Annotated in this window: 23 protein-coding genes and 1 riboswitch; of the genes, 4 read left to right on the forward strand and 19 right to left on the reverse strand. The window is 39.9% G+C overall.

Annotated features, from left to right (window positions below; genetic code table 11):
• Window positions 1-70 precede the first annotated feature (70 nt).
• From oppF to C9J48_RS02725, 6 genes are all read right to left on the reverse strand, one after another.
• Window positions 71-1060, reverse strand: a complete 990-nt coding sequence (oppF, locus tag C9J48_RS02700) for a murein tripeptide/oligopeptide ABC transporter ATP binding protein OppF (protein WP_006231261.1) — start codon at window positions 1058-1060, stop codon at window positions 71-73.
• The gene (locus C9J48_RS02705) at window positions 1060-2025 is read right to left on the reverse strand and encodes an ABC transporter ATP-binding protein (protein ID WP_006231262.1); all 966 of its coding nucleotides are present in this window, start codon (window positions 2023-2025) and stop codon (window positions 1060-1062) included. The genes oppF and C9J48_RS02705 overlap by 1 nt, the downstream gene beginning before the upstream one ends.
• A gap of 87 nt (window positions 2026-2112) precedes the next feature.
• On the reverse strand, window positions 2113-3024 hold the full coding sequence (gene oppC, locus C9J48_RS02710) for an oligopeptide ABC transporter permease OppC (RefSeq protein WP_036803504.1): 912 nt from the start codon (window positions 3022-3024) through the stop codon (window positions 2113-2115).
• 14 nt (window positions 3025-3038) lie between these two features.
• Entirely contained in the window at window positions 3039-3959 is a 921-nt protein-coding gene (oppB, locus tag C9J48_RS02715) for an oligopeptide ABC transporter permease OppB (RefSeq protein WP_006231264.1), read from the reverse strand.
• Between the two features lie 94 nt (window positions 3960-4053).
• Window positions 4054-5688, reverse strand: a complete 1635-nt coding sequence (locus tag C9J48_RS02720) for an ABC transporter substrate-binding protein (protein ID WP_036803320.1) — start codon at window positions 5686-5688, stop codon at window positions 4054-4056.
• A 467-nt stretch (window positions 5689-6155) separates the two neighbouring features.
• Window positions 6156-6323 carry a hypothetical protein gene (locus tag C9J48_RS02725; protein WP_006231200.1) on the reverse strand — a complete coding sequence of 56 codons (168 nt, stop codon included), beginning with the start codon at window positions 6321-6323 and terminating at the stop codon, window positions 6156-6158.
• Window positions 6324-6993: 670 nt separating this feature from the next.
• On the opposite strand from C9J48_RS02725, the gene C9J48_RS02735 reads away from it, so the two are divergent.
• Entirely contained in the window at window positions 6994-7434 is a 441-nt protein-coding gene (locus C9J48_RS02735) for a MerR family transcriptional regulator (RefSeq protein WP_006231197.1), read from the forward strand.
• 205 nt (window positions 7435-7639) lie between these two features.
• Here C9J48_RS02735 and C9J48_RS02740 read toward each other — a convergent pair whose 3' ends face one another.
• From C9J48_RS02740 to moaA, 6 genes are all read right to left on the reverse strand, one after another.
• On the reverse strand, window positions 7640-8719 hold the full coding sequence (locus tag C9J48_RS02740) for a porin (protein ID WP_006231196.1): 1080 nt from the start codon (window positions 8717-8719) through the stop codon (window positions 7640-7642).
• Between the two features lie 666 nt (window positions 8720-9385).
• Entirely contained in the window at window positions 9386-9922 is a 537-nt protein-coding gene (locus C9J48_RS02745) for a hypothetical protein (RefSeq protein WP_006231195.1), read from the reverse strand.
• Window positions 9923-10408: 486 nt separating this feature from the next.
• Complete coding sequence (gene moaE, locus C9J48_RS02750; protein ID WP_006231194.1) at window positions 10409-10858, reverse strand: molybdopterin synthase catalytic subunit MoaE; 450 nt, start codon at window positions 10856-10858, stop codon at window positions 10409-10411.
• A 2-nt stretch (window positions 10859-10860) separates the two neighbouring features.
• A complete protein-coding gene (gene moaD / locus C9J48_RS02755) occupies window positions 10861-11106 on the reverse strand; it encodes a molybdopterin synthase sulfur carrier subunit (protein WP_006231193.1) in 246 nt (81 codons plus the stop codon).
• Window positions 11103-11597 (reverse strand): cyclic pyranopterin monophosphate synthase MoaC, encoded by a 495-nt coding sequence (moaC, locus tag C9J48_RS02760; RefSeq protein WP_006231192.1) that lies wholly within the window; start codon window positions 11595-11597, stop codon window positions 11103-11105. The genes moaD and moaC overlap by 4 nt, the downstream gene beginning before the upstream one ends.
• 137 nt (window positions 11598-11734) lie before the next feature.
• Complete coding sequence (moaA, locus tag C9J48_RS02765) at window positions 11735-12742, reverse strand: GTP 3',8-cyclase MoaA (RefSeq protein WP_006231191.1); 1008 nt, start codon at window positions 12740-12742, stop codon at window positions 11735-11737.
• A riboswitch (molybdenum cofactor riboswitch) is annotated at window positions 12730-12882 on the reverse strand. It overlaps the preceding gene by 13 nt.
• Window positions 12883-13064: 182 nt before the next feature.
• On the opposite strand from moaA, the gene C9J48_RS02770 reads away from it, so the two are divergent.
• The 3 genes from C9J48_RS02770 (at window position 13065) to yvcK (ending at window position 15143) form a co-directional block, all read left to right on the forward strand.
• Window positions 13065-13292 (forward strand): hypothetical protein, encoded by a 228-nt coding sequence (locus C9J48_RS02770; protein ID WP_006231190.1) that lies wholly within the window; start codon window positions 13065-13067, stop codon window positions 13290-13292.
• 174 nt (window positions 13293-13466) lie between these two features.
• On the forward strand, window positions 13467-14042 hold the full coding sequence (locus C9J48_RS02775) for an LON peptidase substrate-binding domain-containing protein (RefSeq protein ID WP_006231189.1): 576 nt from the start codon (window positions 13467-13469) through the stop codon (window positions 14040-14042).
• 201 nt (window positions 14043-14243) lie between these two features.
• Window positions 14244-15143, forward strand: a complete 900-nt coding sequence (gene yvcK, locus C9J48_RS02780; RefSeq protein ID WP_006231188.1) for a uridine diphosphate-N-acetylglucosamine-binding protein YvcK — start codon at window positions 14244-14246, stop codon at window positions 15141-15143.
• Here the strand turns inward: yvcK and C9J48_RS02785 are convergent.
• The 7 genes from C9J48_RS02785 to ruvC form a co-directional block, all read right to left on the reverse strand.
• A complete protein-coding gene (locus C9J48_RS02785; protein ID WP_006231187.1) occupies window positions 15105-15464 on the reverse strand; it encodes an Hpt domain-containing protein in 360 nt (119 codons plus the stop codon). The genes yvcK and C9J48_RS02785 overlap by 39 nt on opposite strands.
• A gap of 2 nt (window positions 15465-15466) precedes the next feature.
• Window positions 15467-16918, reverse strand: coding sequence for a quorum-sensing sigma-54 dependent transcriptional regulator LuxO (gene luxO, locus C9J48_RS02790; RefSeq protein ID WP_181320793.1), 1452 nt, complete (start codon window positions 16916-16918; stop codon window positions 15467-15469).
• A 521-nt stretch (window positions 16919-17439) separates the two neighbouring features.
• Window positions 17440-19464 (reverse strand): excinuclease ABC subunit UvrB, encoded by a 2025-nt coding sequence (gene uvrB / locus C9J48_RS02795; RefSeq protein WP_006231185.1) that lies wholly within the window; start codon window positions 19462-19464, stop codon window positions 17440-17442.
• Between the two features lie 645 nt (window positions 19465-20109).
• Window positions 20110-21123, reverse strand: coding sequence for a Holliday junction branch migration DNA helicase RuvB (gene ruvB / locus C9J48_RS02800; RefSeq protein WP_006231184.1), 1014 nt, complete (start codon window positions 21121-21123; stop codon window positions 20110-20112).
• 21 nt (window positions 21124-21144) lie between these two features.
• Window positions 21145-21765 (reverse strand): Holliday junction branch migration protein RuvA, encoded by a 621-nt coding sequence (gene ruvA, locus C9J48_RS02805; protein ID WP_006231183.1) that lies wholly within the window; start codon window positions 21763-21765, stop codon window positions 21145-21147.
• A gap of 128 nt (window positions 21766-21893) precedes the next feature.
• Window positions 21894-23354 carry a methyl-accepting chemotaxis protein gene (locus C9J48_RS02810; protein WP_006231182.1) on the reverse strand — a complete coding sequence of 487 codons (1461 nt, stop codon included), beginning with the start codon at window positions 23352-23354 and terminating at the stop codon, window positions 21894-21896.
• 206 nt (window positions 23355-23560) lie between these two features.
• The gene (gene ruvC / locus C9J48_RS02815; protein ID WP_006231181.1) at window positions 23561-24082 is read right to left on the reverse strand and encodes a crossover junction endodeoxyribonuclease RuvC; all 522 of its coding nucleotides are present in this window, start codon (window positions 24080-24082) and stop codon (window positions 23561-23563) included.
• Window positions 24083-24091: the final 9 nt, after the last annotated feature.

Raw genomic sequence — 24091 nt, forward strand, 5'->3', positions numbered from 1 at the left:
ATACGACATTTTTTTGACATAAAAAAAGCGCGGTTTTGACACCGCGCCTAAAGCCTGTCACAGGCTTGAACTAGTAAGCTTTTAAACAAGATACGGCATGAACATCACCGCCTTGCAAGCCTGGCTTTGTTTGAGCACACTCATCAGAGGCTATTGGGCAACGCGTGCGGAATACACAACCTGATGGCGGATTAATAGGAGAAGGAAGCTCACCTTCTAACAATTGAATTACTTTATTTTTTTCCAACTCAGGATCTGGAATAGGTACAGCAGACATTAATGCTTTGGTATATGGATGTTGTGGGTTAGCAAATAGTGCATCACTTTCACCCATTTCAACCGCATTGCCTAAATACATCACCAAGACACGGTCAGAAATATGTTTCACTACCGACAAATCATGCGCAATAAAGATTAAGCTTAAGCCCATTTCTTTTTGCAGCTCTTTTAGTAAGTTCACAACTTGTGCTTGAATTGATACATCAAGAGCTGAAACCGGTTCATCACAGATAATCATCTTTGGCTTTAATACCAATGCACGCGCAATACCAATACGCTGGCACTGTCCACCAGAAAACTCATGAGGATAACGGTTGATCACGTTAGGCAATAGACCCACTTTGGTCATCATAACTTTAACTTGCTCTTTCACGTCATCATCGTGTAAATCTGGATAGAACGCTTTTAATGGTTCCGCAATAATTTCGCCAACAGTCATGCGAGGGTTCAATGAAGCCAATGGATCTTGGAAAATCATTTGAATTTCTTTACGTTTTTCACGCATATTCGAATGGTTTAATTTTGTTAAATCTTGACCAAGCCAAACAACATTCCCATCAGTAGCTTCAACTAAACCAATAACGGCACGTGCAAATGTTGATTTACCACAACCAGATTCACCAACAACACCGAGTGTTTCACCTTCATATAAACGGATATCAACCCCATCGACAGCTTTCAGTTTCAATGGTTTGGTCCAAGGCCATCCTGATTTAGCGGCAATATTAAAGTGAACTTTTAAATCTTTAATATCTAACAATAGATTTTTTTGTGCATTCATTACCACGTCCCCAAGTCAGAAAAACAAGCACGTAAACGACCGTCAGAAAACGCTTTCAAATCTGGCGCTTCTTGTTTACAACGGCTCGATACACGGTGACAACGCTCTTGATAAGGACAACCAACAGGCAAACGCAATAAGTTTGGTGGATTACCAGGAATTGTCGGTAATTCTTCTCCTTCGGTATCTAAACGTGGAATTGCACGTAGTAAACCTTCGGTATATGGATGCGCTGGCTTATAGAAAATCTCATTGATTTTGCCATATTCCATTGTACGACCCGCATACATCACCAGTACTTTGTCACAGCTACCAGCCACGACACCTAGATCGTGAGTGATCATAATGATCGACGTATTAAAGTCTTTTTTCAGATCATTCAGCATTTCCATGATCTGTGCTTGAACGGTTACGTCTAACGCGGTGGTTGGTTCATCGGCAATCAACAGCTTAGGACGACATAACAACGCCATAGCAATCATGACACGTTGACGCATACCACCCGAAAATTCGTGAGGGTACATAGTAATACGCTGACGAGCTTCTGGAATTTTAACCGCGTCTAACATGCGTACACTTTCTTCAAACGCCTCTTTCTTACCCATGCCTTTGTGCAGCATTAATACTTCCATAAGCTGATCGCTTACTTTCATATAAGGGTTCAATGACGTCATTGGATCTTGGAAAATCATCGCAATTTGCTCAGCTCGAACTTTATTCAGTTCTTTCTCTGGCAAATTGAGAATTTCATTACCTTCAAATTTAGCACTACCGCTAATAATACCGTTTTTAGCCAATAGCCCCATAATGGCAAATACGGTTTGGCTTTTGCCTGAACCCGACTCACCAACAATGCCTAGGGTTTCACCTAGATTAAGCGAAAAATTAAGATCATTTACCGCGGTGACAATACCGTCTTGTGTTGTAAATTCTACGCGTAGATCTTTGACATCTAATAAGCTCATCATTACTTCCTTATACTTGTATACCTAACTCAGCCCATTGCGTGAGAATGTCACCATTAACAGCACTGAGTTAAGTATCACTGATTCTTATCTGTCTTTTGGATCTAGTGCGTCACGTAAACCGTCACCCACATAGTTAAAGCAGAACAGGGTTACCACCATAAATGCCGCAGGGTACATCAACTGCCACAAAGCAACTTCCATTGTTTGTGAACCTTCTTGAAGTAGTGCACCCCAACTCGTCATTGGTTCTTGAACGCCTAAGCCTAGGAAGCTAAGGAAAGATTCAGTCAAGATCATAGATGGCACAAGCAGTGTTGAATACACAGCAACAATACCCAGTACGTTAGGCACGATGTGGCGTGTAATAATTCTCCAACGGCTCACACCCGATACATGCGCAGCTTCAATAAACTCTTTACTGCGAAGTGACAAGGTTTGCCCACGTACAATACGTGCCATATCAAGCCAGGAAATCGCACCAATCGCAACAAAGATCAGCATGATATTTCGACCGAAAAACGTTACCAATACAATCACAAAAAACATGAATGGGATCGAATAAAGAATCTCAAGAATACGCATCATTACACGGTCAGTACGACCACCGATGAAACCAGATGTGGCACCGTAAAGTGTACCGATAACAACAGCAACTAGCGCCCCTAACACACCAACCATTAGTGAGATACGCCCACCAATAAGTGTACGAGTAAACAAGTCTCGACCTAAGCTATCAGTACCAAAGAAGTGACCTTCAACACCATAGCTTGGTGCTGCGTGTAATGAATACCAGTCAGTATCATCATAGGCATAATGACTTAGCATTGGACCAAAAATTACTGCTAGTGTTATTAGCGTTAATATTGCTAAACTCACCATTGCCGCTTTATTACGTTTAAAACGTGTTCGAGCATCTTGCCATAAACTGCGACCTTCGATTTCCAGTTTTTCTGAAAACGCTTCGACAGCTTCTACATTTTCTTTTTTAGTTAGCATCATCTGTCTGGCCCCTAGTAACGAATTTTCGGATCGATATACGCAAGTAAGATATCAACAACAGCATTGAAGATAATTGTTAGCGTACCAATAAGAATTGTAATACCTAAAACCAGCGAGTAATCACGGTTGAAGGCTGCGTTTACAAAGAGTTTACCGATTCCTGGCAGACCAAAGATCGTCTCAATAACCACAGAGCCAGTGATAATACCGACGAATGCAGGTCCCATATAAGAAACAACAGGCAGTAAAGCAGGCTTTAGCGCATGCTTGATAATGATATACGGGTAGCTTAAGCCTTTCGCACGTGCGGTACGAATAAAGTTACTGTTCAATGTTTCAATCATGCTGGCACGTGTAATACGCGCGAATGTAGCAACGTATAGCAGTGACATACCAAACATAGGTAATAATAAGAACTTCATTGAACCATCTTGCCAGCCACCCGCAGGCAACCAACCAAGATTGATTGAGAATATATAGATAAGAATGGGAGCCAAAATAAACGAGGGCATTACAACCCCGGCCATGGCTGTCGACATGATAGTGTAATCAATCCAAGTATTATGCTTCAACGCTGCAATGGTTCCGACGGTTACCCCCATCACCAAAGCAAAGATAAATGCAAAGAAACCAATCTTTGCTGATACTGGTAATGCTTTAACAACCAGTTCATTTACCGTGAAATCTTTATATTTAAATGAAGGACCGAAATCACCTTGAAGAATATTACCAAGGTAGGTGATGTACTGTTCTGAAACTGGTTTATCTAGCCCGTATTTAGCTTCAATGTTAGCCATTACTTCTGGTGGTAATGGACGCTCGCTTGAAAAAGGGTTGCCTGGTGCAAAGCGCATCAGGAAAAACGAAATAGTAATAAGTACCAATAACGTAGGGATGGCTTCAAAAATCCGTTTTGCGATGAATTTAATCATAAACTCTACCGTTTAATTTTTTATAGCTGTGACAGAAAGAGCGCTACACCCAAAATTCCGGGTGCAGCGTTAATAGCGTTATATATCTTGCTGTTTATTTGTCAGCAATGATGTACATGTCTTTAGTGAACAATTTATCTTCTGCGTTGTTTGACGCGTAACCACCAACTTTAGTGCTTACAAGACGCGCCTTAACGTATTGGTAGATAGGTGCAATAGGCATATCTTCAGCAAGTTGCTTTTCAGCTTCAGCGTAAAGCTTCTCACGTTCAACATCAGACGTTGAACTCAATGCTTTAGCCATGATGCCATCATAAGCTTTGCTGTTATATTTTGGATCGTTAGAACTGTTGTTACTTTGCATTAGTGACAAGAAGCTTGATGCTTCGTTGTAATCACCACACCAACCCGCACGTGTTACGTCAAAGTTACCCTGACGGCGGTTATCCAAGTATGTTTTCCACTCCTGGTTTTCAAGCTTAGCTGTTACACCTAGGCTCTTCTTCCACATAGAGGCGATAGCAACGGCTAGCTTCTTATGGTTTTCTGATGTGTTATAAAGCAAAGTAAATTCTAATGGGTTACTGCTATCAAAACCAGCTTCAGCAAGCAGTGCTTTCGCCTCTGCATTACGCTCTTTCTGGTTTAATTTACCGTACTGAGGCGTAACAGGGTTAAAGTTAGCTGTGATTTCTGGTGTTAAGAAGTAACCAGGCTTTTGGCCTTGGCCTAATAACGCTTTAGTAATAATGTCACGATCGATTGCGTAAGAAAGCGCTTTACGAACACGAACATCATTGAATGGTGCTTTATCGTTATTAAAACCGTAGTAGTACGAACAAAGGTTACCAGTAATAGAAACGTCTTCAGCGTGCTCTTTTTGTAAGCGACGGAAGTGTTCATTCGGTAGTTCATTAGTAATATCGATCTCGCCAGCTAAGAAGCGATTCATTTCTGAAACTTGGTTTTCAATAGGCAAATAAGTTACTTGGTTAATAACCGTTTTCTTATCATCCCAGTATTGAGTATTGCGCTTTAATACGATGCGTTCGTTAACAACCCATTTGTCTAAAACATATGCGCCATTACCTACGAAGTTTTCTGGTTTAGTCCAATCGTTACCAAACTTTTCAACCACTTTTTTGTTAACAGGCTTCACTGTTGTGTGGCCCATCATTTTCACAAAATAAGGAACCGCTTCGTTAAGCTCTATTTTTAGCGTATTCGCATCAACAGCGGTTACACCCAACGTTTCTTTATCAGCTTTACCCGCGATGATCTCAGCAGCATTCTTCATGGTCGTCATTTCGATATACCATGAGTAAGGTGATGCCGTTACTGGATCAGCTGCGCGCTTAAAGCTGTATACAAAATCTTCTGCTGTTACTGGATCGCCATTTGACCACTTAGCATCTTTACGCAGGTGGAAAATAAAGGTTTTATTATCTGTCGTTTCCCAACTTTCAGCGACACCAGGAATAGTATTACCGTCTGCATCTTGGTTAACCAAACCTTCAAGTAGGTCACGGATAACATGCGACTCTGGAACGCCTTCCGTTTTATGGGGATCAAGAGAAGCAACTTCAGTGCCGTTACCACGAACAAGTTCTTGTGTTGCAGAAAGTTTTACGCCTTCAGGTACTTCAGCTGCAATTGTAGAAAAAGAAGTTGCAGCAACCGTTAGGCCCGCACTGATCAGTAGTGCTTGAGTGATTTTGTTCTTATACATGCATAACTCCAATACATAATTCTTAGCATCCATGACTTTCTTCAGCTGGCATAATAATTTGCAACCCATACACCGTTAGTCCTAAACAATGCATAGCAAACCGAAGAATTGGTCAAAACATTAACAGGCATTGAAGCAATTTGCCACAAAACCATTACAAAAAGTGAGAATATTCTTAATATTGGTGCTTTATGCAGAACAAATGACCAGACAAAAACAAACGATTAGATAGATCTATTAAAAAAACCACTCCGTAGAGGAAAATCCGCCAAAAACGCTAATAAAAGCACTACTTTGAATAATAAAAGCACCAAAACGAATAACTAATCAGCATAATATGCTCATGCAAATAACATAAGAGAAAAGAGTCAATAACATAAAAGTAAAAACATGATCTTAAGGCATAAAAAAAGCGCCCTTTTTAAGGCGCTAATTCAAAACCGGTTAACAATTGAAAATAAGGAAATTTACTTGTTTTCGCTATCAAACTGGGTAATTTGCTTATCGTCACTCACAGATTGCTGTCTTTGCTCTAATAAAAGCTGTTGATCATCATCTAATTTTGCATTATCTGTAATGCCTAAATCATCCATCATCTGCTTAATCTTTTTGCTGCCTACACGTCTGTGTTTCATATAACTCTCCGCTGTTAAAGAAGACCAGATAGATAAAAATTCACATTTTTATCAGGACACTTAATAAATATGGCACATAATTTAAGTTTGCGCCTAAGCAGGTATTTCTTAATAGCGAAAAGGGGAATTATAAAGGCGCAATATCTACCTTTTTTGCACGGCTGAAGCACGTATTTTAATAACAAAAACGTATAAAAAAAGCACTGATAGATTAAGATTTCACAACGCTGTTTTTTAATGAACTTCCTGTACCTATCGCTCCGCAATAGCGCTACTATCTTCATATCGGGATGATTAATTAGATTTCAGTAATCAAGCTTGATCTTGTCGATACTTCCGTTTCCGTTCTGTTAGCATTTGTGAGTTTAGTATGGCATCAGCAAAACCAGCAGCTTGTCTCGCTCGTCCTAGTCCTACCCGTGTTCGTCATGGTTATGTGCCACCAGCACACCGTCCTCAGTACAATAAAAAAAGTGATTAATAGCTAAATTACGCTATGAGATCAATATAATAATAGCGCCTATATAGGGGCTATTTTTTTACTCGAAAATAAATTTTATTTCTCACGCTTCTCCCTCAAACTAGCAACCAGTTTTACGAAAAATAGTATTGGTATTAGGCCTTCGTTGTGAAATGATAAGCTGATAGATAGAGAGTAAGGGTAATGAAGATGGAAAGTAAGGATACTTTCTCAATTTCTCAGCTTGCTGACGAGTTTGGTATTACACTAAGAAGCATTCGTTTTTATGAAGATCACGGTTTACTTACCCCTACACGTAAAGGTAAAGTTCGCGTATATTCAAAGCAAGATCGCGCTCGCTTAAAGCTAACTTTACGAGGAAAACGTTTAGGTTTTAGCCTTGTTGATATTAGTGAACTCTTTGAATTCTACGATTCAAATAAGAGCAACAAGAAACAACAACAAGATATGTTAAATGCCATAAAACACCGCCAACAATTATTAATACAACAGCAGGCTGATATAGACGCAGTAATGATGGAATTAAATGCTGCAGAAAGAAACTGTTACTTACAGCTCGCTAAATTTGAACAGCAGAACAACAAACCACTTTCAAAGAAATGTATCGCTCCCGCTAAGCTACACCGTTAGTTTTATACTTATATAGCGTCTCTAAGCCTCTCGTGACCTTATTGTTAAGGTTAGAGTTTCTACCTCCTTTATACTCACAAATCATCATAGCCCCCTTCTTATCACCTGATAAAACATCTAATTAAGAAGCTTGAATGTTATAGCTATAAAAAACCCGGCTACAAGAGCCGGGAAAAAAACAGGGATATATCAGTGTACTAATTTATTACCAGTAAACACGTGCACCTAGTGCAAAAGAACTTTCACTATCTACTTCAGTCAGACCAATAAATGAATCAGAACCTTTATTCGAGTAACCTAGCGTTGTGCCGTCGCCGTAACCATATTCAGCATAAACACGGAACCAGCTATTCACGTTGTAATCTGAACCAACATAAACCAATGTACCATCTTGATCTTCAACGCTATCTGCGGATTGTTCTGTATATTCATAGCCAGCATATGCTGTTGCATTATCAGCCCAGCTATATGTACCCGCTAAACTGTAACCATTCTCATCAATCGAAAGGTTCGAATTTTTATCCGACAGCTCTGCGTTGTAATAAGTAAAACCAATAAGTGCAGCCCCAACGGTATATTCTACTGTACCTTCAAAATAGATATTTTCGATATCAGCAGTAATTGTATTCTCTTGAGTAAATTCAGGAAGAGAAGCTTCTGGAGTTACCGTTTCGGTGCCAATTTTATGTGATTTGTCGCGGTTTTGGCCACCACCCGCATGCAAGTTAAAGCGACCAACACTTGTACCAACATAAAGTTCTGCTAGTTCTTGGTTACTATCATCTTCAGATAGGCCGTAGTTCGCTGCAACCCAAAAGTCTTCACCATCAAAATTATATTTAATTAATGAATCATGACGAGCACCAGAAAGCGTGCTGTAACGAAGCGCAGTACCACCGAAGAAATATGAGTAATCAGCACCGTAAACATCATCTGATACTACCCATTGACGACCAAATGAAATTTTACCAAATTCTGAATCAATACCAATATAATGCAAACGGTTATTCATAGAATAATCTGAACCATCTGCTTTATAATTCAAACCAAATTCAACTTTACCAAACACATCCGTTGTGTCTGTTAATTTATATCGAGCGTCAACACCAGTACGAGAAGAGCCCGCATTTAATGTAACGTCTTTATCTTCAAGCTTTTTAACTTCCGTACGAAGCTGACCATAAAAATCAACGGTACCATCTTCTGTCTTAATAATTTCAACTGCCATAGCTGAATTAGCTAATAGTAATGTTGGGATTGCGACTGCTAATAATGTCTTTTTCATTCTACGTTCCTGTAATAACTTATAATTATTTAACTCTTCCTGAGCTGCAGAGAACTTAGCAATAACAAATACACACCGCAACACGGTAAAACCCCGAAAAAATAACACACTCGAAACAATTAACACAAAAAACAACATTGTGGAAAAACACAGAATATGAGTTATTAATCAGTATTTCCAACTAAAAAACCGCAATACCCGCTATGTAATCGAATTCATAAAGAATAATAATTCCATCACCAATAAAAAATATTTTATAAATCATAATAACCAAACGGAATAACAGCAAAGAAAAAAAGATAAAAAAACATTAACAAAAAAAATAAAAAGACCTAAAAATAGGTCAAAAAGCACTCAAATTGATAATTATGTACAAGATTTAAATTTGTTATAAATAAAACCAACAATAAGCGCGGGGAATACTTAGACGCAAAGTCATTCAGATCAAGAATTAATTAAAATAATATCTATTGATAGAACTAAGATGAAGTCATAGTAAGTTGACGCTATAAAAGTGGAGATAAATGAAAGCGACCATAAGTTTGAATAAAGTTTGTCTACAACTAAACTAATATTCAAATAAAGGTAATGAAAAAGGCAGCCATTAGCGGCTGCCTTTCATTGAAAATCGTCAACATATTTTAGATACGAGACAATACACGTGAATTAATGTACCGAAATTTTAGCTACCCAAATCTCATGAGTATCACGAGTAAATTCACCTTGTTCAATTAATCCCTTTAAATAACCAAGCCGATGATGCCCTTCAAGTAAATTAAATGGCGCTTTTAGTACTCGTCCATTTGTCGCATGTAAATCTCGCTCGTAATGAAGAACAATAGGTGCCACAGGCCACGTGCCTTGTTCAGTCATATTTCGAACTAACCAACTACGTTGAAATATTTCGTTGTTCATTCGACGTGTAAGTTTATCAACAACATCATCATGAGGTGTTTTTACGCTGTTTATAATTTGTTCACTAGTCCACGTTTGTTTTGTGAACTGCATTGCTTGAAAATCAAGCCATCCCCAGTTACATAACACCGCTTTCCAATGGCGGTACAGCCACTGCTCTAGCACCTCATCTGGAAAGCTAGGTAACATCATGTGAGCGCGAGCGCGCCATAATTCCCATGATTCACAGTGACGCCCACCAAAACCTTCAGGTTCAATTTCATAAAGTAAACGATCGCTCCTGATCATAATCCCACTCCTATGATTGCTTGTGTTCATATTTTTACCATAGCTATCTGTGATAACTGCATGAAACCAACTCAACAACGCAATAACCATTCATTAATAATGGTTAAATATGCCAGTAAGTTCAACATAGCACAGCTTTTTTTGAAACAACACCTGAATATTCGAGAAAGATTATTCAGGGCATTGTTATTTAATTGTTACATACCTCTTGTGTTGCTCTAAAATAACGCAGTTAGCAGGTAGCCAATTTGTTATTGATTTAAATTACAAAGAGGAATATTCAATCAGTACACTACAATAGAGAAAGTGGAGGAAATGTGGTTTCATGCAGCGGAAGTAATGTGATTATACCAAATCCATTAATTATCTGTTCAAATCCAGCGAGAGTTAATGGAATTGGTATGAACCTTTCACGTCATTGTTTCAGCCATTAAAAAAGGAGCTATAAGCTCCTTTTTTTTAACCTGCCTAACAATCCGTATTAGGTTATTTGTTCTGCCAACGATCAGCAGCAGAAGTGTCGGTATCTCTAGCATCGACCCAACGCGTTTCGTTGCTCGTTTGCTCTTTTTTCCAAAAAGGCGCTCGGGTTTTAAGAAAATCCATGATGAATTCACACGCTTCAAATGCTGCACCACGGTGTGCACTTGTTACACCGACAAATACAATCTGATCGCCTAACCCCAAGTCTCCAACGCGGTGAATCACACGGGTTTTTAATAATGGCCAACGCTCGCGAGCTTGTACGACGATTTCTTCTAACGACTTCTCTGTCATACCTGGGTAATGTTCAAGTGACAGTCCTGTTACGTCATCACCTTGATTAAAGTCACGAACTTTACCAATAAAGGTTACCACGGCACCGGCATCTGTTCCTTCCGATAAAAGCGCATATTCTTCAGCAACAGAAAAATCATCAAACTGAACCGAAATCATATCTAACCTCCCGTCACTGGCGGAAAAAACGCAACTTCATCACCATCTTTAATTTCAGTATCTAAATGACAAATCGTTTGATTAACCGCAACCAATAATTTACCCGATTCAAGTGCCAGTTGCCACTTATCGCCACGTTCCGTCAAATGTGCACGCAGCATCTCTGCCGTTGCATACTCAGCATTAACCTCTAAACGATCAACACCGACTAACTCTTTAACTTGGGCAAAGAAAAGTACATTAATCATGCTTCTACCTTAAAATGACCTGATTTTCCACCCGTCTTCTCGAGCAAACGAACTTGGCTAATCACCATATCTTTTTGAACAGCTTTACACATATCATAAATGGTTAATGCCGCTACTGAGGCCGCTGTTAATGCTTCCATTTCAACGCCCGTTTTACCTGCCAGTTTACAACACGATTCAATGCGTACCATATTGGTTTCATTTTCATTTGTGGCAGGCATTGCTTCAAGCTGTACTTCCACTTTTGATAACAAAAGAGGATGGCAAAGCGGTATTAGATCCCACGTCTTTTTAGCCGCTTGAATACCTGCAATACGCGCTGTTGCAAATACATCACCTTTGCGATTATGACCCGATACAATCAATTCTAGGGTTTCTGGTGCCATATGTACAAATGCTTCAGCACGTGCTTCACGTACTGTTTCAGCTTTAGCTGACACATCGACCATGTTTGCTTCACCAGAAGCATTAATGTGAGTTAGTTGATTCATCTATATTTTGTCCATGAAGAGGCATGAAAAATGACCAAGCATGCCTAAATGTGTTCATAAGTAAGGCTTCGTACTTCGCGATTCAAATGTACAATAAGGTGTTATACAACTAACACCTTACTAAATAAGCTGAAGAATCAACCGCCGATTGAAGCAAGGTTAGGTGTCATACCAGTATTGCCGGCATCAAGGAAATGGCTAACGGATTTTTCCTTTAATCCACCTCGAATACGACTGATGAGCTCTGTACGTTGTTCATCTGCCGACAGTAAATCACGAAGTTCTACTCCGTGATCACCAAATAGGCATAGGTGAAGTTTGCCTTTCGCTGAAACGCGTAAGCGGTTACAACTTTGACAGAAATCTTTTTCATAAGGCATGATAAGTCCAATCTCACCCATATAATCGGGATGACAAAAAACTTGTGCTGGGCCATCATTTTTGCCGTTGATCTTTAAGAGCCAACCATTAGCAATAAGATGATTACGAATGCTTACACCAGAAACATGATAATTTTTGAATAACGAATCCATTTCGCCAGTCTGCATCAATTCAATAAAACGTAACTGAATAGGTCTCGTTTTAATCCATGCTAGAAACTTAGGTAGCTCTTGTGAATTCTGATTTTTAAGCAATACCGTATTAATTTTGACTTGTTCGAAACCCGCGTCAAATGCCGCATCGATCCCAGACATCACCTTATGAAACATATTTTCGCCGGTGATTTGATAAAACATCTTAGGATCTAGGCTATCCACACTCACATTTATATGAGTAAGGCCAGCCTCACGCCACTCTTTGACATTCTTTTCCATACGATAACCGTTCGTGGTGGTAGCCACTTTAGTTATACCGGGCTGAGCTGCTACAGTACGGATAATATCCGTATAGTCACGACGTAAACTAGGTTCGCCCCCAGTGATACGTACTTTTGACGTTCCACATTCAGCAAAAGCCCTTGTTACGCGCTCAATTTCATCCAATGTAAGAAAAGAAGGTTTCTTTTTTTCTGTCGGCTTATAGCCATCAGGCAGGCAGTAAGTACATTTAAAATTACAGACATCTGTGACTGATAGTCGTAAGTAATAAAACTTACGATGAAAGCGATCTTCAAATTGAAGATCATTATCTAATTGTTGCGCCATGGAACACCTTTCCAAATACGGGAGGCCGATTCATTTCTAAATTGACCCTGGTGACAGTATGTCACTGGCTCTGAACACATATATTCTGATTTAAGAAAAACAGAAAACGTAGTGACCAAAGCTCGGAGTTATGGCAGCTATGCAAGCTGATTCACTAGGAAGCAATTTACATAACAGCTAATCTAATAATAAAAGTATCAGATAAAATGCCTTATTGACAAATTACTGAAAAAATATTGCTGTATTCTACCTTTTGGCGCGGATCGCGACAATACTACTAAAGGGAATATTCTTTATATTTCTTACTAATTCTGGGGGTATTATGTCCAATATTATTGAATCTGCGACCATTGACGATATAGCGCTCTATCTGCAGCGTGAAGATGGCATAGATGTAAAAGCATCCTATCAACAGGCACAAAGTGTTATTGATGGCTTCAACGACATGGCGAGCAAAGGAATTATCAAAGGCTGGTATTTTAATGACCAAGGGCATTTAGAACTGCTACCCAGTGACAATGCGCTTCGTATTATTGCTAATCAAAAGTAAAGTGCTTTGCATTTTGCAGCTTGGGTGAACAAACTGTTTGCAATATGCAAAAAAACGCACACTACCTTTCATGCAGCAAGGTATAAAACGACAAAAATAGCGGTGTTGAAATATCGGCATCACATTTGCAATGTCTACTTTATCAGACAACAACATTTGTAAATGGAGCCGACAATGACGAATTTACTACCGCTACTTTTTCAAAAACGTCATGTTCTACCAACAGGTAGAATGCCAATAAGAATAGCTCCAGGACCACAAACTGAAGCATTTAAAGTTGCTGTCACATCTACAAATGGATTTGGCGTTTGTATGTTCGACCGAGGTGAGGATAATCACCAGTTTTTTCATATAGGAACACGTGTAACAGTTGAAGATTTTGATACATCTAAAAAAGATGGTGCATTAATCGTTACGGTTTATGGACACGAAAGCTTCCGTATCAAGTCATTAGAGCAAAACGATAATGGTGTTTTCTTTGGTGAATATCAGACATTGCCACAATGGTCTGAAATGAAGGCACATAATAATCAACAATTATTGGCTGATAAATTACAAATCATGTTTGATAAATACCCTGAATTAGATAATTTACATAGAACTAAAGAATTTCATAATCTGAGTTGGTTATGCCAACGTTGGTTAGAGATTTTACCTGTACCCGCGAGTGAAAAGCAGCTACTACTCAACACACCAAACTGTCTCGATACCTGTGATTATCTTATGAGTATGATGCTTGAATCACATTAGCTTGATGCCAGATGAAAATATTCCAATATGTTGTGTATTTCGTCTTATTAATTTAAAGCATTTTTACTCGCTCAAGCTTCACACAATAATGCTTACTAAGCGTGATACAAGCAGCATATTAAAATCCAAGTCTTGTATTCATATTGCAGCCTTGTATACACTCACGGGTAAATACAGATCACGAAAGCTTGCAAATTGAACATGACAAACACGCAAAATAAAATAAAAACAAAAATCGTCGCTATTGGCGGTGGTCATGGTTTAGGTCGTATACTTTCTTCGTTGTCTGATTACGGCTCTCAGGTTACTGGGATAGTTACAACCACAGACAATGGTGGCTCTACTGGGCGAATTCGTGCTTGCCAAGGCGGAATTGCATGGGGAGATATGAGAAATTGTATCAACCAATTGATTACAGAGCCTTCTGTCGGCTCAATGATCTTTGAATACAGATTTCGGGGTAATGGTGAGTTAAATGGCCACAACTTAGGCAATTTAATGCTTACGGCACTCGATAACCTATCGGTGCGCCCTCTAGAAGCAATAAACCTTATTCGCGATATGCTCAAAGTTGAAACACAAATTATCCCCATGTCTGAGCATCCTGCCGATTTATCTGCTTTGACGCTAACGGGTGAAATCATTTGTGGCGAAACCAGTATCGACGAACTGCCAGACGTTCCACAACGTCTGTATGTTGAGCCATCAGTACCAGCGACAAAAGAAGCAGTAACGGCTATTCATGAGGCCGATATTGTTTTACTAGGTCCCGGCAGCTTTTTAACCAGCATTATGCCACCACTACTATTGAAAGAAATTGCAGGAGCATTAAAAGAATCTAATGCCAAAATTGTTTTCATCTCGAATTTAGATCTAGAAAATGGGCCTGCAGGGCAAATGTCATTAACGACAATGCTGCATTGGTGTGAGCGAGCAATGAACGGCAAGTATATTGATGCTGTCATTACTGATAAGCCGATACCTGAGCTCGCCCCCCGATACGAGCAACTAATCGAAGACTTAGCATCTAATAATCATGAGTGGCGTCATGATAGAGAAAAGTTAAAGCATGCTATTGACAAAATCATTATTGCTGGCTAACTGCTTATATCTATGCGCAGTCTCTTCAACCATCGTCCTAAATTCAGGCAGACGGTCGACTACCCAATGATCTTGCTCTTGCTTCACTCTCGACTCACATTCTTGAGCCATTAGAGCGAGATCATCTGCACCAAAGCTAGCAGCACTGCTCTTTACAGCATGACTAATATCACCAATTTGGGCTACCGTTGGTTGATCGGATAATTGACGTAAATATTGCTCTAGTTCATCACTAAATACATTGAACAAGATCGAAACGGTTTCGTCACCCACTTCATCAGCTAGGCGCTTTATTGTTTCTTGGTTAATATTAATAGCCATAATTAATCGATCTCCCTATTACTACCTACAGCATCTTGCCAGGCTTGTAATTTTCTATAAATTGTTGATGGGCTAACTTCTAGCAAACCTGCAGCACGAGGAACATTACCATCACACGCATCAATAGCAGTTTGTATTGCGCGTTTTTCGACAACCCAAAGCGGCTCAATTGCAGTCCGTTCAATGGGTTCGGTGTGTAAGATATCTTTCTGTACAATCGTAGTTTTTTGTACTCCAGAAGCAATCCTTAGAGGGGATGCAATTTCAACGCCAGATATCTCACTAATTGGCGGTGGAACCATTTGAAGTGTCACTTCTTCGCCAGAATTTAAAACGACAATATTACGAATAACGTTTTGCAATTCACGAACATTGCCCGGCCAAGCATGTAGCTTAAACAATTCAATCACGTCTGAAGAAAAACGACTAAAGTTTTTGCCTTCTTCTACAGACATTAACGCTAATAATGCATGTGCTATTTCTATCATATCGTCACTACGATCACGCAGTGGGGGTAATGCAATTGGAATAACATGCAGGCGATAATAGAGATCTTCTCGAAAGCGCCCTTCTTGAACTTCAATCCACGGATTACGATTTGTAGCACATACAAAGCGCACATCAACAGTGCTTGTTTTAGAAGAACCTACTTTTTGATATGTTCCTGTTTGAATAAAACGTAGCAGTTTGCTTTGCAAATCTAAATCCATTTCGCACAGTTCATCAAGAAACAATGTTCCTTTGTGAGCCATTTCAACAGCACCTTGCCGTTCTGTCGATGCACCTGTAAATGCACCTTTAACATGACCAAACAACTCACTCTCAATGAGTTCTTTAGGAATTGCGGCACAATTTAATGCGATAAACGGTTTATCATTACGCGGACTAGCAGCGTGAATCGCTTCAGCACACACTTCTTTACCCGTACCACTTTCCCCCGTAACAAAAACAGTCGCCTTACTCGACGCTGCAGATTCGATAACACGATATACAGCTTGCATCGGTATACTATTACCAATGAACCCCTGATATTGCGCTCCACCTTGTTTAGATTTAGATGATTGCTGACTTTTACTATTATCTTTTAAAGCATTATTCACCGTAATGCGTAAACGATCAGCTTCGCAGGGTTTGATCAGAAAATCTTGGGCGCCGTGTCTCATCGCATCGACCGCAACATCAATGGATCCGTGAGCGGTCATAATAACAACAGGTAAATTCTGATGGTTAAGACGTACAGATTCAAGTACTTCCATACCTGTCATATCAGGCAAACGAAGGTCTAACAGGATAAGCTCAGGCACAGTCTCTTTCATGAAGTTCAGTGCATCTCTTCCTGTTCCGACAATCGTGACATTTAATCCTAATGGATTTAGATAAGATTTATACAATGCCGCTACCGATGCCGTATCTTCGACCATTAGGACTTGTCTTTGTTTTATTCCGCTTTCCATTGCCACTCCACGCTACCTTTCCCTGAACTAATTGTAATCAATACATAAATTTATGTAGTCTCTATTTTTGTATTTTTGCAAAAACTTACGTTCGTTGCATTATAATTCGCAAAACGATTCGCAAAATGCGAACACCTTAAGATAGTTAGCAATAATTTATGACAAATTAATCGCTATATGCAGTATTTATAGCAAAAAAAGTCATAATAAAAAGTTGGCATAAGACATGCATTAATAAATATGACTCTTAATGTAGAGTCAACCTAGCCAACTGACGTTGTTTGTGGAATGAATTCACTAAAACAATGATGCCAACCGAAACTATTACGGTTGGTTTTTTTTTACCTGGAATTTGGTAAAAGAAGAGAGTCGCCACGAGTAGAACCTAGTCCCTGCTCGCGACGCAAAGGGGTTATAGCTCATTTTCCACGTAGAACCACTAGGTCTATAAATGGGCGTCTTACCTAGAGCCCAACAAATTTTCGCTGAAATGAGCACCTTGAGATAATTTGAGTATATCATTAACTGTTCATGATAAATTGCTGGCGTAACGTATGTATTTTGTCACGAGTTTCAGCTGCTTTTTCAAATTCTAAATTCTGTGCTAAATCGTACATCTCTGTTTCTAGTCGCTGTATTTCAACTTCTAACTGCTGAGGAGACAGATTGACATAAGTGCCTTTACTTTCAGCAACGCGGTTGAGTTGCGCTGCCTTATTCATTCTAGAACGAGAACTTGGTTTACCCAGTTCAAGAATATCACCCACTTTTTTGTTCAATCCTTGCGGAGTTATACCATTCTTTTCATTATGGATAGTTTGCTTTTCTCGGCGGCGATTAGTTTCAGAGATTGCGCGTTCCATTGAACCGGTAATCTTATCACCATAGAGAATCGCGCGGCCTTCAAGGTTACGGGCTGCACGGCCAATTGTTTGAATCAACGATCTTTCTGAACGTAAAAAACCTTCTTTGTCTGCATCAAGAATAGCAACTAAAGATACTTCAGGAATATCTAACCCTTCTCGTAGCAAGTTGATACCGACCAACACATCAAACTCACCCAGTCGTAAATCACGAAGAATCTCTACGCGTTCGACAGTATCGATGTCAGAGTGAAGATAACGTACTTTGACACCATGTTCTGCCAAGTATTCGGTTAAATCTTCAGACATACGCTTAGTCAGTGTCGTTACTAATACACGCTCACCTTTCGCTTCTCTGATCCGAATTTCAGACAGAAGGTCATCAACTTGTGTTGCAACCGGACGCACCTCAATAATAGGATCGAGTAAACCTGTAGGTCTAACAACCTGTTCGGCAATATCATTACCCGATTGCTCTATTTCATATTTACCCGGTGTTGCTGAGACATAAATAGTTTGTGGGGCTAATGATGCAAACTCATCAAACTTCATAGGACGGTTGTCGAGGGCTGACGGTAAACGAAATCCGTATTCAACTAGGTTTTCTTTACGAGAGCGATCACCACGATACATGGCGCCAATTTGCGAGACAGTGACATGAGATTCATCAAGAATGAGCAAACCATCAGCCGGTAAATAATCAAATAGCGTTGGAGGCGGCTCACCTTCCGCACGGCCACTTAAGTAGCGAGAATAATTTTCGATGCCTGAGCAAAAGCCTAATTCGTTCATCATTTCAATATCAAACTGCGTACGCTGTGAAATCCGTTGCTCTTCTACAAGCTTATTGTTATCCATAAGTTGTTTGCGTCGAACAACCAGCTCATCTTTAATTTTTTCAATAGCTTCCAGAATTTTTTCTCGGGGAGTTACATAGTGTGTTTTTGGATAAATTGTGCAGCGCGGTAAATTTTTTTCGAGTATAGCGCCAGTTAAAGGGTCAAATACGCTGATACACTCAACTTCATCATCAAATAACTCAATACGAATAGCATCATGTTCTGATTCCGCAGGAAAAACATCGATAACTTCTCCTCTTACACGAAAATGCCCACGTTCAAAGGAAACGTCATTGCGTGTATATTGCAGTTCAGCGAGACGACGGAGAATATCACGTTGATTTAACATGTCTCCACGGCGCACATGCAACATCATCTTCAGGTAGGAATCAGGATCACCCAGACCATAGATGGCAGATACAGAAGCAATAATAATAACGTCACGACGTTCTAATAACGCCTTGGTAGCGGATAGTCGCATTTGTTCAATATGTGCGTTTACAGAGGCATCTTTTTCAATGAAAGTATCAGTTGTCGGCACATACGCTTCAGGCTGATAATAATCATAATAAGAAACAAAATATTCAACAGCATTATCAGGAAAGAACTCTTTCATTTCGCCATAGAGTTGCGCTGCTAACGTTTTGTTCGGAGCCATAATAAACGTAGGGCGATTAGCTTCTGCGATTACATTCGCAATAGTGAACGTTTTACCTGAACCTGTAACCCCCAATAAAGTCTGATGAGCAAGCCCAGCATCAAGCCCCTCTAATAATTGATTAATCGCTGTAGGTTGATCACCTGCTGGTGAAAAACCAGAAGATAGAGAGAAGACTTTACTCATAATAGCGCGTCCAAAACAAGACAATAAGCCTCCATTTTGCGTTGAGATATTGTAAAGTCAATGCTAATGGTGACATTGGAAATAAGAGGGAAAAAACTAAATAATAGTCGTAAGAGATTGACCGATATTTTTTATCGGCGTATTATTCACGCCCACAGAGTTTCTCATACTCGCATTTACTCAGCTTCCTGCTGAAAATAAACATTGATGTTTCATTTTTTATTTTTTTGACAAGAAATCCATCCACAGCTTTTCCTCTTTTTGCTTTAAATCAATTCACAGTTCTATTTATAATAAAAATAATGTAGACCATTTATTCTAATAATCTACTCAAACTCAATACTTATTTTTCAATCGCACTGATTACAAGTATTTATCCGGTATTATTTATATCGATAAAAACTTACATTGAAAATCATTTTATACATCAATGATACTTTTCTAGTGTCCATCAACACAGTTATCCACAGTTTCCGTGGATAACTAAGGTAAAGCCTTGTGCTGATTGGGGTAAAGAAAATCAAGATTTTTTTACAAAAAATTCAAATCAACCAGCCGCGCTTAATTTTCATACAGCGTGATGTAAAACAAAGCTAGTCATTAATGAGAAATGCTCACTAGCCTCATTTATATACCCAAGCTACCTCAACGAGCTTCTGGTATATCAAGCCCAAAATGCAAATATGCACGGTGAGTTGCAATACGTCCACGCGGTGTTCGCTGTAAGAAACCTTGTTGAATCAAGTAGGGCTCTAATACATCTTCAATCGTATCTTTTTCTTCACCGATCGCGGCAGCTAAGTTATCTAACCCTACTGGCCCACCCATGAATTTATCGATAATGGCTAAAAGCAGTTTTCGATCCATGTAATCAAAACCGCTACTATCAACATCCAGCATATCTAAAGCTTTCTTTGCGGTATCTGCGCATATAATGCCGTTACCCACCACTTCAGCATAGTCACGTACTCGACGTAATAAGCGGTTAGCAATACGGGGTGTACCACGAGCACGATGAGCCATTTCTAGCGCGCCTTCTTCTTCCATAGAAAGACCAAGACAATCAGCACTGCGTTGTACAATATCTTTCAGATCGCCAACTTTGTAATACTCTAGACGCTGGGTAATACCAAACCGGTCGCGCAGCGGTGAAGTCAAAGACCCCGCACGCGTTGTCGCACCAATTAGAGTAAAGGGCGGTAAATCAATTTTAATAGAGCGTGCGGCAGGCCCTTCACCAATCATGATATCTAACTGATAATCTTCCATTGCTGGATATAGTACTTCTTCAACATGTGGGCTTAACCGATGGATTTCATCAATAAATAGGACATCATTTGGCTCAAGGTTGGTCAGTAACGCAGCTAAATCACCCGCTTTTTCTAATACCGGTCCAGAGGTAGTGCGAATGCTGACCCCCATCTCGTTGGCAACAATATTTGCTAACGTCGTTTTGCCTAAGCCAGGAGGACCAAAAATCAATAAATGATCGAGGGCTTCATCACGAAGCTGAGCCGCTTTGATGAAAATTTCCATCTGACCTCGAACATGGTCTTGCCCTTGATAGTCATTCAATAACTTAGGACGAATTGCTCGATCAATGACTTCGTCATCGCGGCTTTCAAAACTATTTGATATTAATCGATCAGCTTCAATCATAATGCGTTTGCCTGTTTAGCCTTATACCATCGAACGTAATGCTTCACGGATGATGTTTTCACTGCTCATCTCAGGCTTCACTACTTGAGATACCACTTTTGCTGCCTGCGGCGCTTTATAACCTAAAGCAATAAGTGCACTTACCGCTTCATCTTCAGCACGCGCACTCGAGTATTGTTGTACTTCTGCATTTGATGCTGCTGCATCTGACGCTGGTGTGAATAGATCACCTTCACCCCACCCCTTCAAGCGATCTCTCATTTCGATCACTAAACGCTCTGCTGTTTTCTTGCCAACACCGGGAATTTTCACCAATGTCGTAATATCTTCATTTTCAACACTCAAAACAAACTGACTTGCCGTCATTGCTGAAAGAATGGCTAAACCAAGCTTCGGGCCAACGCCATTGGCTTTTATAACTTCACGAAAAAGCTCTCGTTCACTTTTTTTATTAAAGCCATACAGTAATTGTGCATCTTCACGGACAATAAAATGCGTACAAATAACCGCAGCCTGACCTACCTCAGGTAGCTCGTAGAAACAACTCATTGGCATTTGAACTTCATAACCGATACCACCAACATCTATTAATACTTCTGGTGGCTGTTTCTCTAAAATTGTTCCACTAAGTCGGCCAATCACTGCACTATCTCTGTATGAGTTGAAATTGGCTCTAGGATAGTAAAGTGCTGGATGGATATCCAGCACTTTATGTCTTTAGGTGAGTAGAAAAACGAAGATGATATTCATTCTATTTACGAATTAAAAAATCAACTCACTTTCGGTGAAGATACGACTGCGTTTAAGCTGTCGGCTAAACCTTTTAATGCTTCAACACGTTGCGCTAACTGCGCCCCTTGTATCGCCACGGAATCTGATACTTTATTTGTTTCAACAACCCCTGTTGCTACTTCATGGCTTGCCGTATTTAACTCTTTTAATGCATGAACTTGGTGGCTCATAATATCTGCTAGCTGATTTACATCACCAGAAATGCTACTTACCTGATCGATAATCGCCGTCAACTCTTGGGCTGTTGCTTTAATAACCGTTTGACCGTGATGCACTTCTTTTCGGCTTTTATCCAATAATGTACGAATTTCGAGTGCCGATTCATTACTTTTGGCAGATAACTCTCGCACCTGTGAAGCTACGACAGCAAAGCCTCGTCCATGATCTCCTGCTCGCGCAGCTTCAATCGCAGCATTCAATGCTAGCAAGTTAGTTTGATCAGCAACCGTTGTGATCAAATCAGCAACAGAAACAACTTCGGCATTACTGCTTAAAATTCGTTCGATTGCATTGGTTGATGCTTCTAGTGATTCGACACTTTTTTGCGCTTGTTCACCGACCAATTGACTACGTTGTTTTAGCTCAGTAACAAATCGGTCTGATTCATCAATACCTGATGTCATATGAATCAATTGCTGGCTCATTTCTTCAGCTGAGCTAGCCTGCGATTCACAATTCATATTTAAGTGATTAACTTGCTGATGAAGCTCACCTGATTGCTGTTCCAATTGATTGGCAACATCTGATAACTGGCTAGCATTCAAATTAGCTTGATTTAATACGACAGATAGCTTTTTTTCACCTTGTTGAGCATTACTAGCAATTTGTTGACTGGTTTGTTGAGCTTGTTCAGATGCAGAAAGTGCAGCTTGTCGTTGCTTCACCGTGTAGGCTTGCGCTATACCGATAACCACCAGCGGTAATATAATACCTGACCACGTTTCAACAATGTGCGCACTATCTGTAAGTACTAGGTCTGGAAATATAAAGCCACTTAAGGTGGCGTTAACCATCCACGCTGAACTCGCAATAACGAACACACTCCACAATGCCGCCATCAAAGGCCTGGCTGTAAGAAAAAAAGCGATCAGCAATAGTGGCATCCAAAAAGATTGAGTAGAGTTGACGATACCACCACTTTGATAAACGATATTGAATGCATGCACGACCATGCCAACAAATCCAAGATTGAGCGCTAGTTCAGGCGTTTTGAATACTCTTAGCATTAAGCCAGCAAACACTTCGCAAGCAATTAATAACAGCGATGTTATTATCAACAATGAATGGTCGTGCTTATACCATTTGATTAAGCTATACATGCCAACAAAAAAGGAAAGCAGTGTAAAAAATACAAGCGTATCGACATAACGAGCTTGTTCTGTATTCCATTGATGAGAAGGCGGCAAAAATAAATGTCGCCATATTGAGATGGGAGTCATAAAAAAGCTTTCCTTGCGATAATTCGATTTATTTAATCATCCTAATAAGGTAACTAACGCGTTATGAAACTAGTTACTAGTATGACCTCTGACCAATATATGCTAATTAACAATACACCCACAAAATAAAAAGCAGCCAATGGCTGCTTTTATGATCTGGCTAACACTACGTGAAAAAATATTTATTCTTGATTTATATTAATCACTTAACGATAACGGCCACGGCGGGCACTGCTTGCTTTACCAGACATCGCAATTAATGTTTTATGGGTATGAGCATGACAAATGGCAACAGCTAATGCATCGGCAGCATCTGCTTGTGGCTTACCTGGCAATTTAAGCACCGAACACACCATATGTTGAACTTGGGCTTTATCTGCGGCTCCCGTACCAACTACCGCCTGCTTTATTAGACGAGCAGCATACTCACTTACAGGTAAGTCAGCATTGACCGCTGCGACAATAGCACTGCCTCGTGCTTGCCCCAGTTTTAACGCAGAGCTGGCATTCTTCCCCATGAAGACTTCTTCAATCGCAAAGGTATCGGGTTGGAATTGAGTGATCACTTCAGAAACACCTGCATAGATTTGCTTTAATCGGCCAGGGATATCTTCAGCAGATGTTCTAATACAGCCGCTACCAAGGTACTCAAGGTTTCGACCAACCTGACGAATAACACCGTAACCAGTAATTCTAGAACCAGGGTCTATTCCTAAAATAATCGTCATTTGTTTGCC

The organism is Photobacterium profundum, from assembly GCF_003026285.1.
Lineage (GTDB): Bacteria > Pseudomonadota > Gammaproteobacteria > Enterobacterales > Vibrionaceae > Photobacterium > Photobacterium profundum.

Coding starts and splice junctions, on each gene's coding strand:
- C9J48_RS02705 (WP_006231262.1), bottom strand. CDS start 2,025: ATGAGCTTATTAGATGTCAAAGATCTACGCGTAGAATTTACAACACAA.
- ruvB (WP_006231184.1), bottom strand. CDS start 21,123: ATGATTGAAGCTGATCGATTAATATCAAATAGTTTTGAAAGCCGCGAT.
- C9J48_RS02725 (WP_006231200.1), bottom strand. CDS start 6,323: ATGAAACACAGACGTGTAGGCAGCAAAAAGATTAAGCAGATGATGGAT.
- C9J48_RS02745 (WP_006231195.1), bottom strand. CDS start 9,922: ATGATCAGGAGCGATCGTTTACTTTATGAAATTGAACCTGAAGGTTTT.
- moaA (WP_006231191.1), bottom strand. CDS start 12,742: ATGGCGCAACAATTAGATAATGATCTTCAATTTGAAGATCGCTTTCAT.
- moaC (WP_006231192.1), bottom strand. CDS start 11,597: ATGAATCAACTAACTCACATTAATGCTTCTGGTGAAGCAAACATGGTC.
- C9J48_RS02775 (WP_006231189.1), top strand. CDS start 13,467: ATGACGAATTTACTACCGCTACTTTTTCAAAAACGTCATGTTCTACCA.
- C9J48_RS02770 (WP_006231190.1), top strand. CDS start 13,065: ATGTCCAATATTATTGAATCTGCGACCATTGACGATATAGCGCTCTAT.
- moaD (WP_006231193.1), bottom strand. CDS start 11,106: ATGATTAATGTACTTTTCTTTGCCCAAGTTAAAGAGTTAGTCGGTGTT.
- luxO (WP_181320793.1), bottom strand. CDS start 16,918: ATGGAAAGCGGAATAAAACAAAGACAAGTCCTAATGGTCGAAGATACG.
- oppB (WP_006231264.1), bottom strand. CDS start 3,959: ATGATTAAATTCATCGCAAAACGGATTTTTGAAGCCATCCCTACGTTA.
- C9J48_RS02785 (WP_006231187.1), bottom strand. CDS start 15,464: ATGGCTATTAATATTAACCAAGAAACAATAAAGCGCCTAGCTGATGAA.
- C9J48_RS02740 (WP_006231196.1), bottom strand. CDS start 8,719: ATGAAAAAGACATTATTAGCAGTCGCAATCCCAACATTACTATTAGCT.
- yvcK (WP_006231188.1), top strand. CDS start 14,244: ATGACAAACACGCAAAATAAAATAAAAACAAAAATCGTCGCTATTGGC.
- oppC (WP_036803504.1), bottom strand. CDS start 3,024: ATGCTAACTAAAAAAGAAAATGTAGAAGCTGTCGAAGCGTTTTCAGAA.
- moaE (WP_006231194.1), bottom strand. CDS start 10,858: ATGATTTCGGTTCAGTTTGATGATTTTTCTGTTGCTGAAGAATATGCG.
- C9J48_RS02720 (WP_036803320.1), bottom strand. CDS start 5,688: ATGTATAAGAACAAAATCACTCAAGCACTACTGATCAGTGCGGGCCTA.
- C9J48_RS02735 (WP_006231197.1), top strand. CDS start 6,994: ATGGAAAGTAAGGATACTTTCTCAATTTCTCAGCTTGCTGACGAGTTT.
- oppF (WP_006231261.1), bottom strand. CDS start 1,060: ATGAATGCACAAAAAAATCTATTGTTAGATATTAAAGATTTAAAAGTT.
- C9J48_RS02810 (WP_006231182.1), bottom strand. CDS start 23,354: ATGACTCCCATCTCAATATGGCGACATTTATTTTTGCCGCCTTCTCAT.
- uvrB (WP_006231185.1), bottom strand. CDS start 19,464: ATGAGTAAAGTCTTCTCTCTATCTTCTGGTTTTTCACCAGCAGGTGAT.
- ruvC (WP_006231181.1), bottom strand. CDS start 24,082: ATGACGATTATTTTAGGAATAGACCCTGGTTCTAGAATTACTGGTTAC.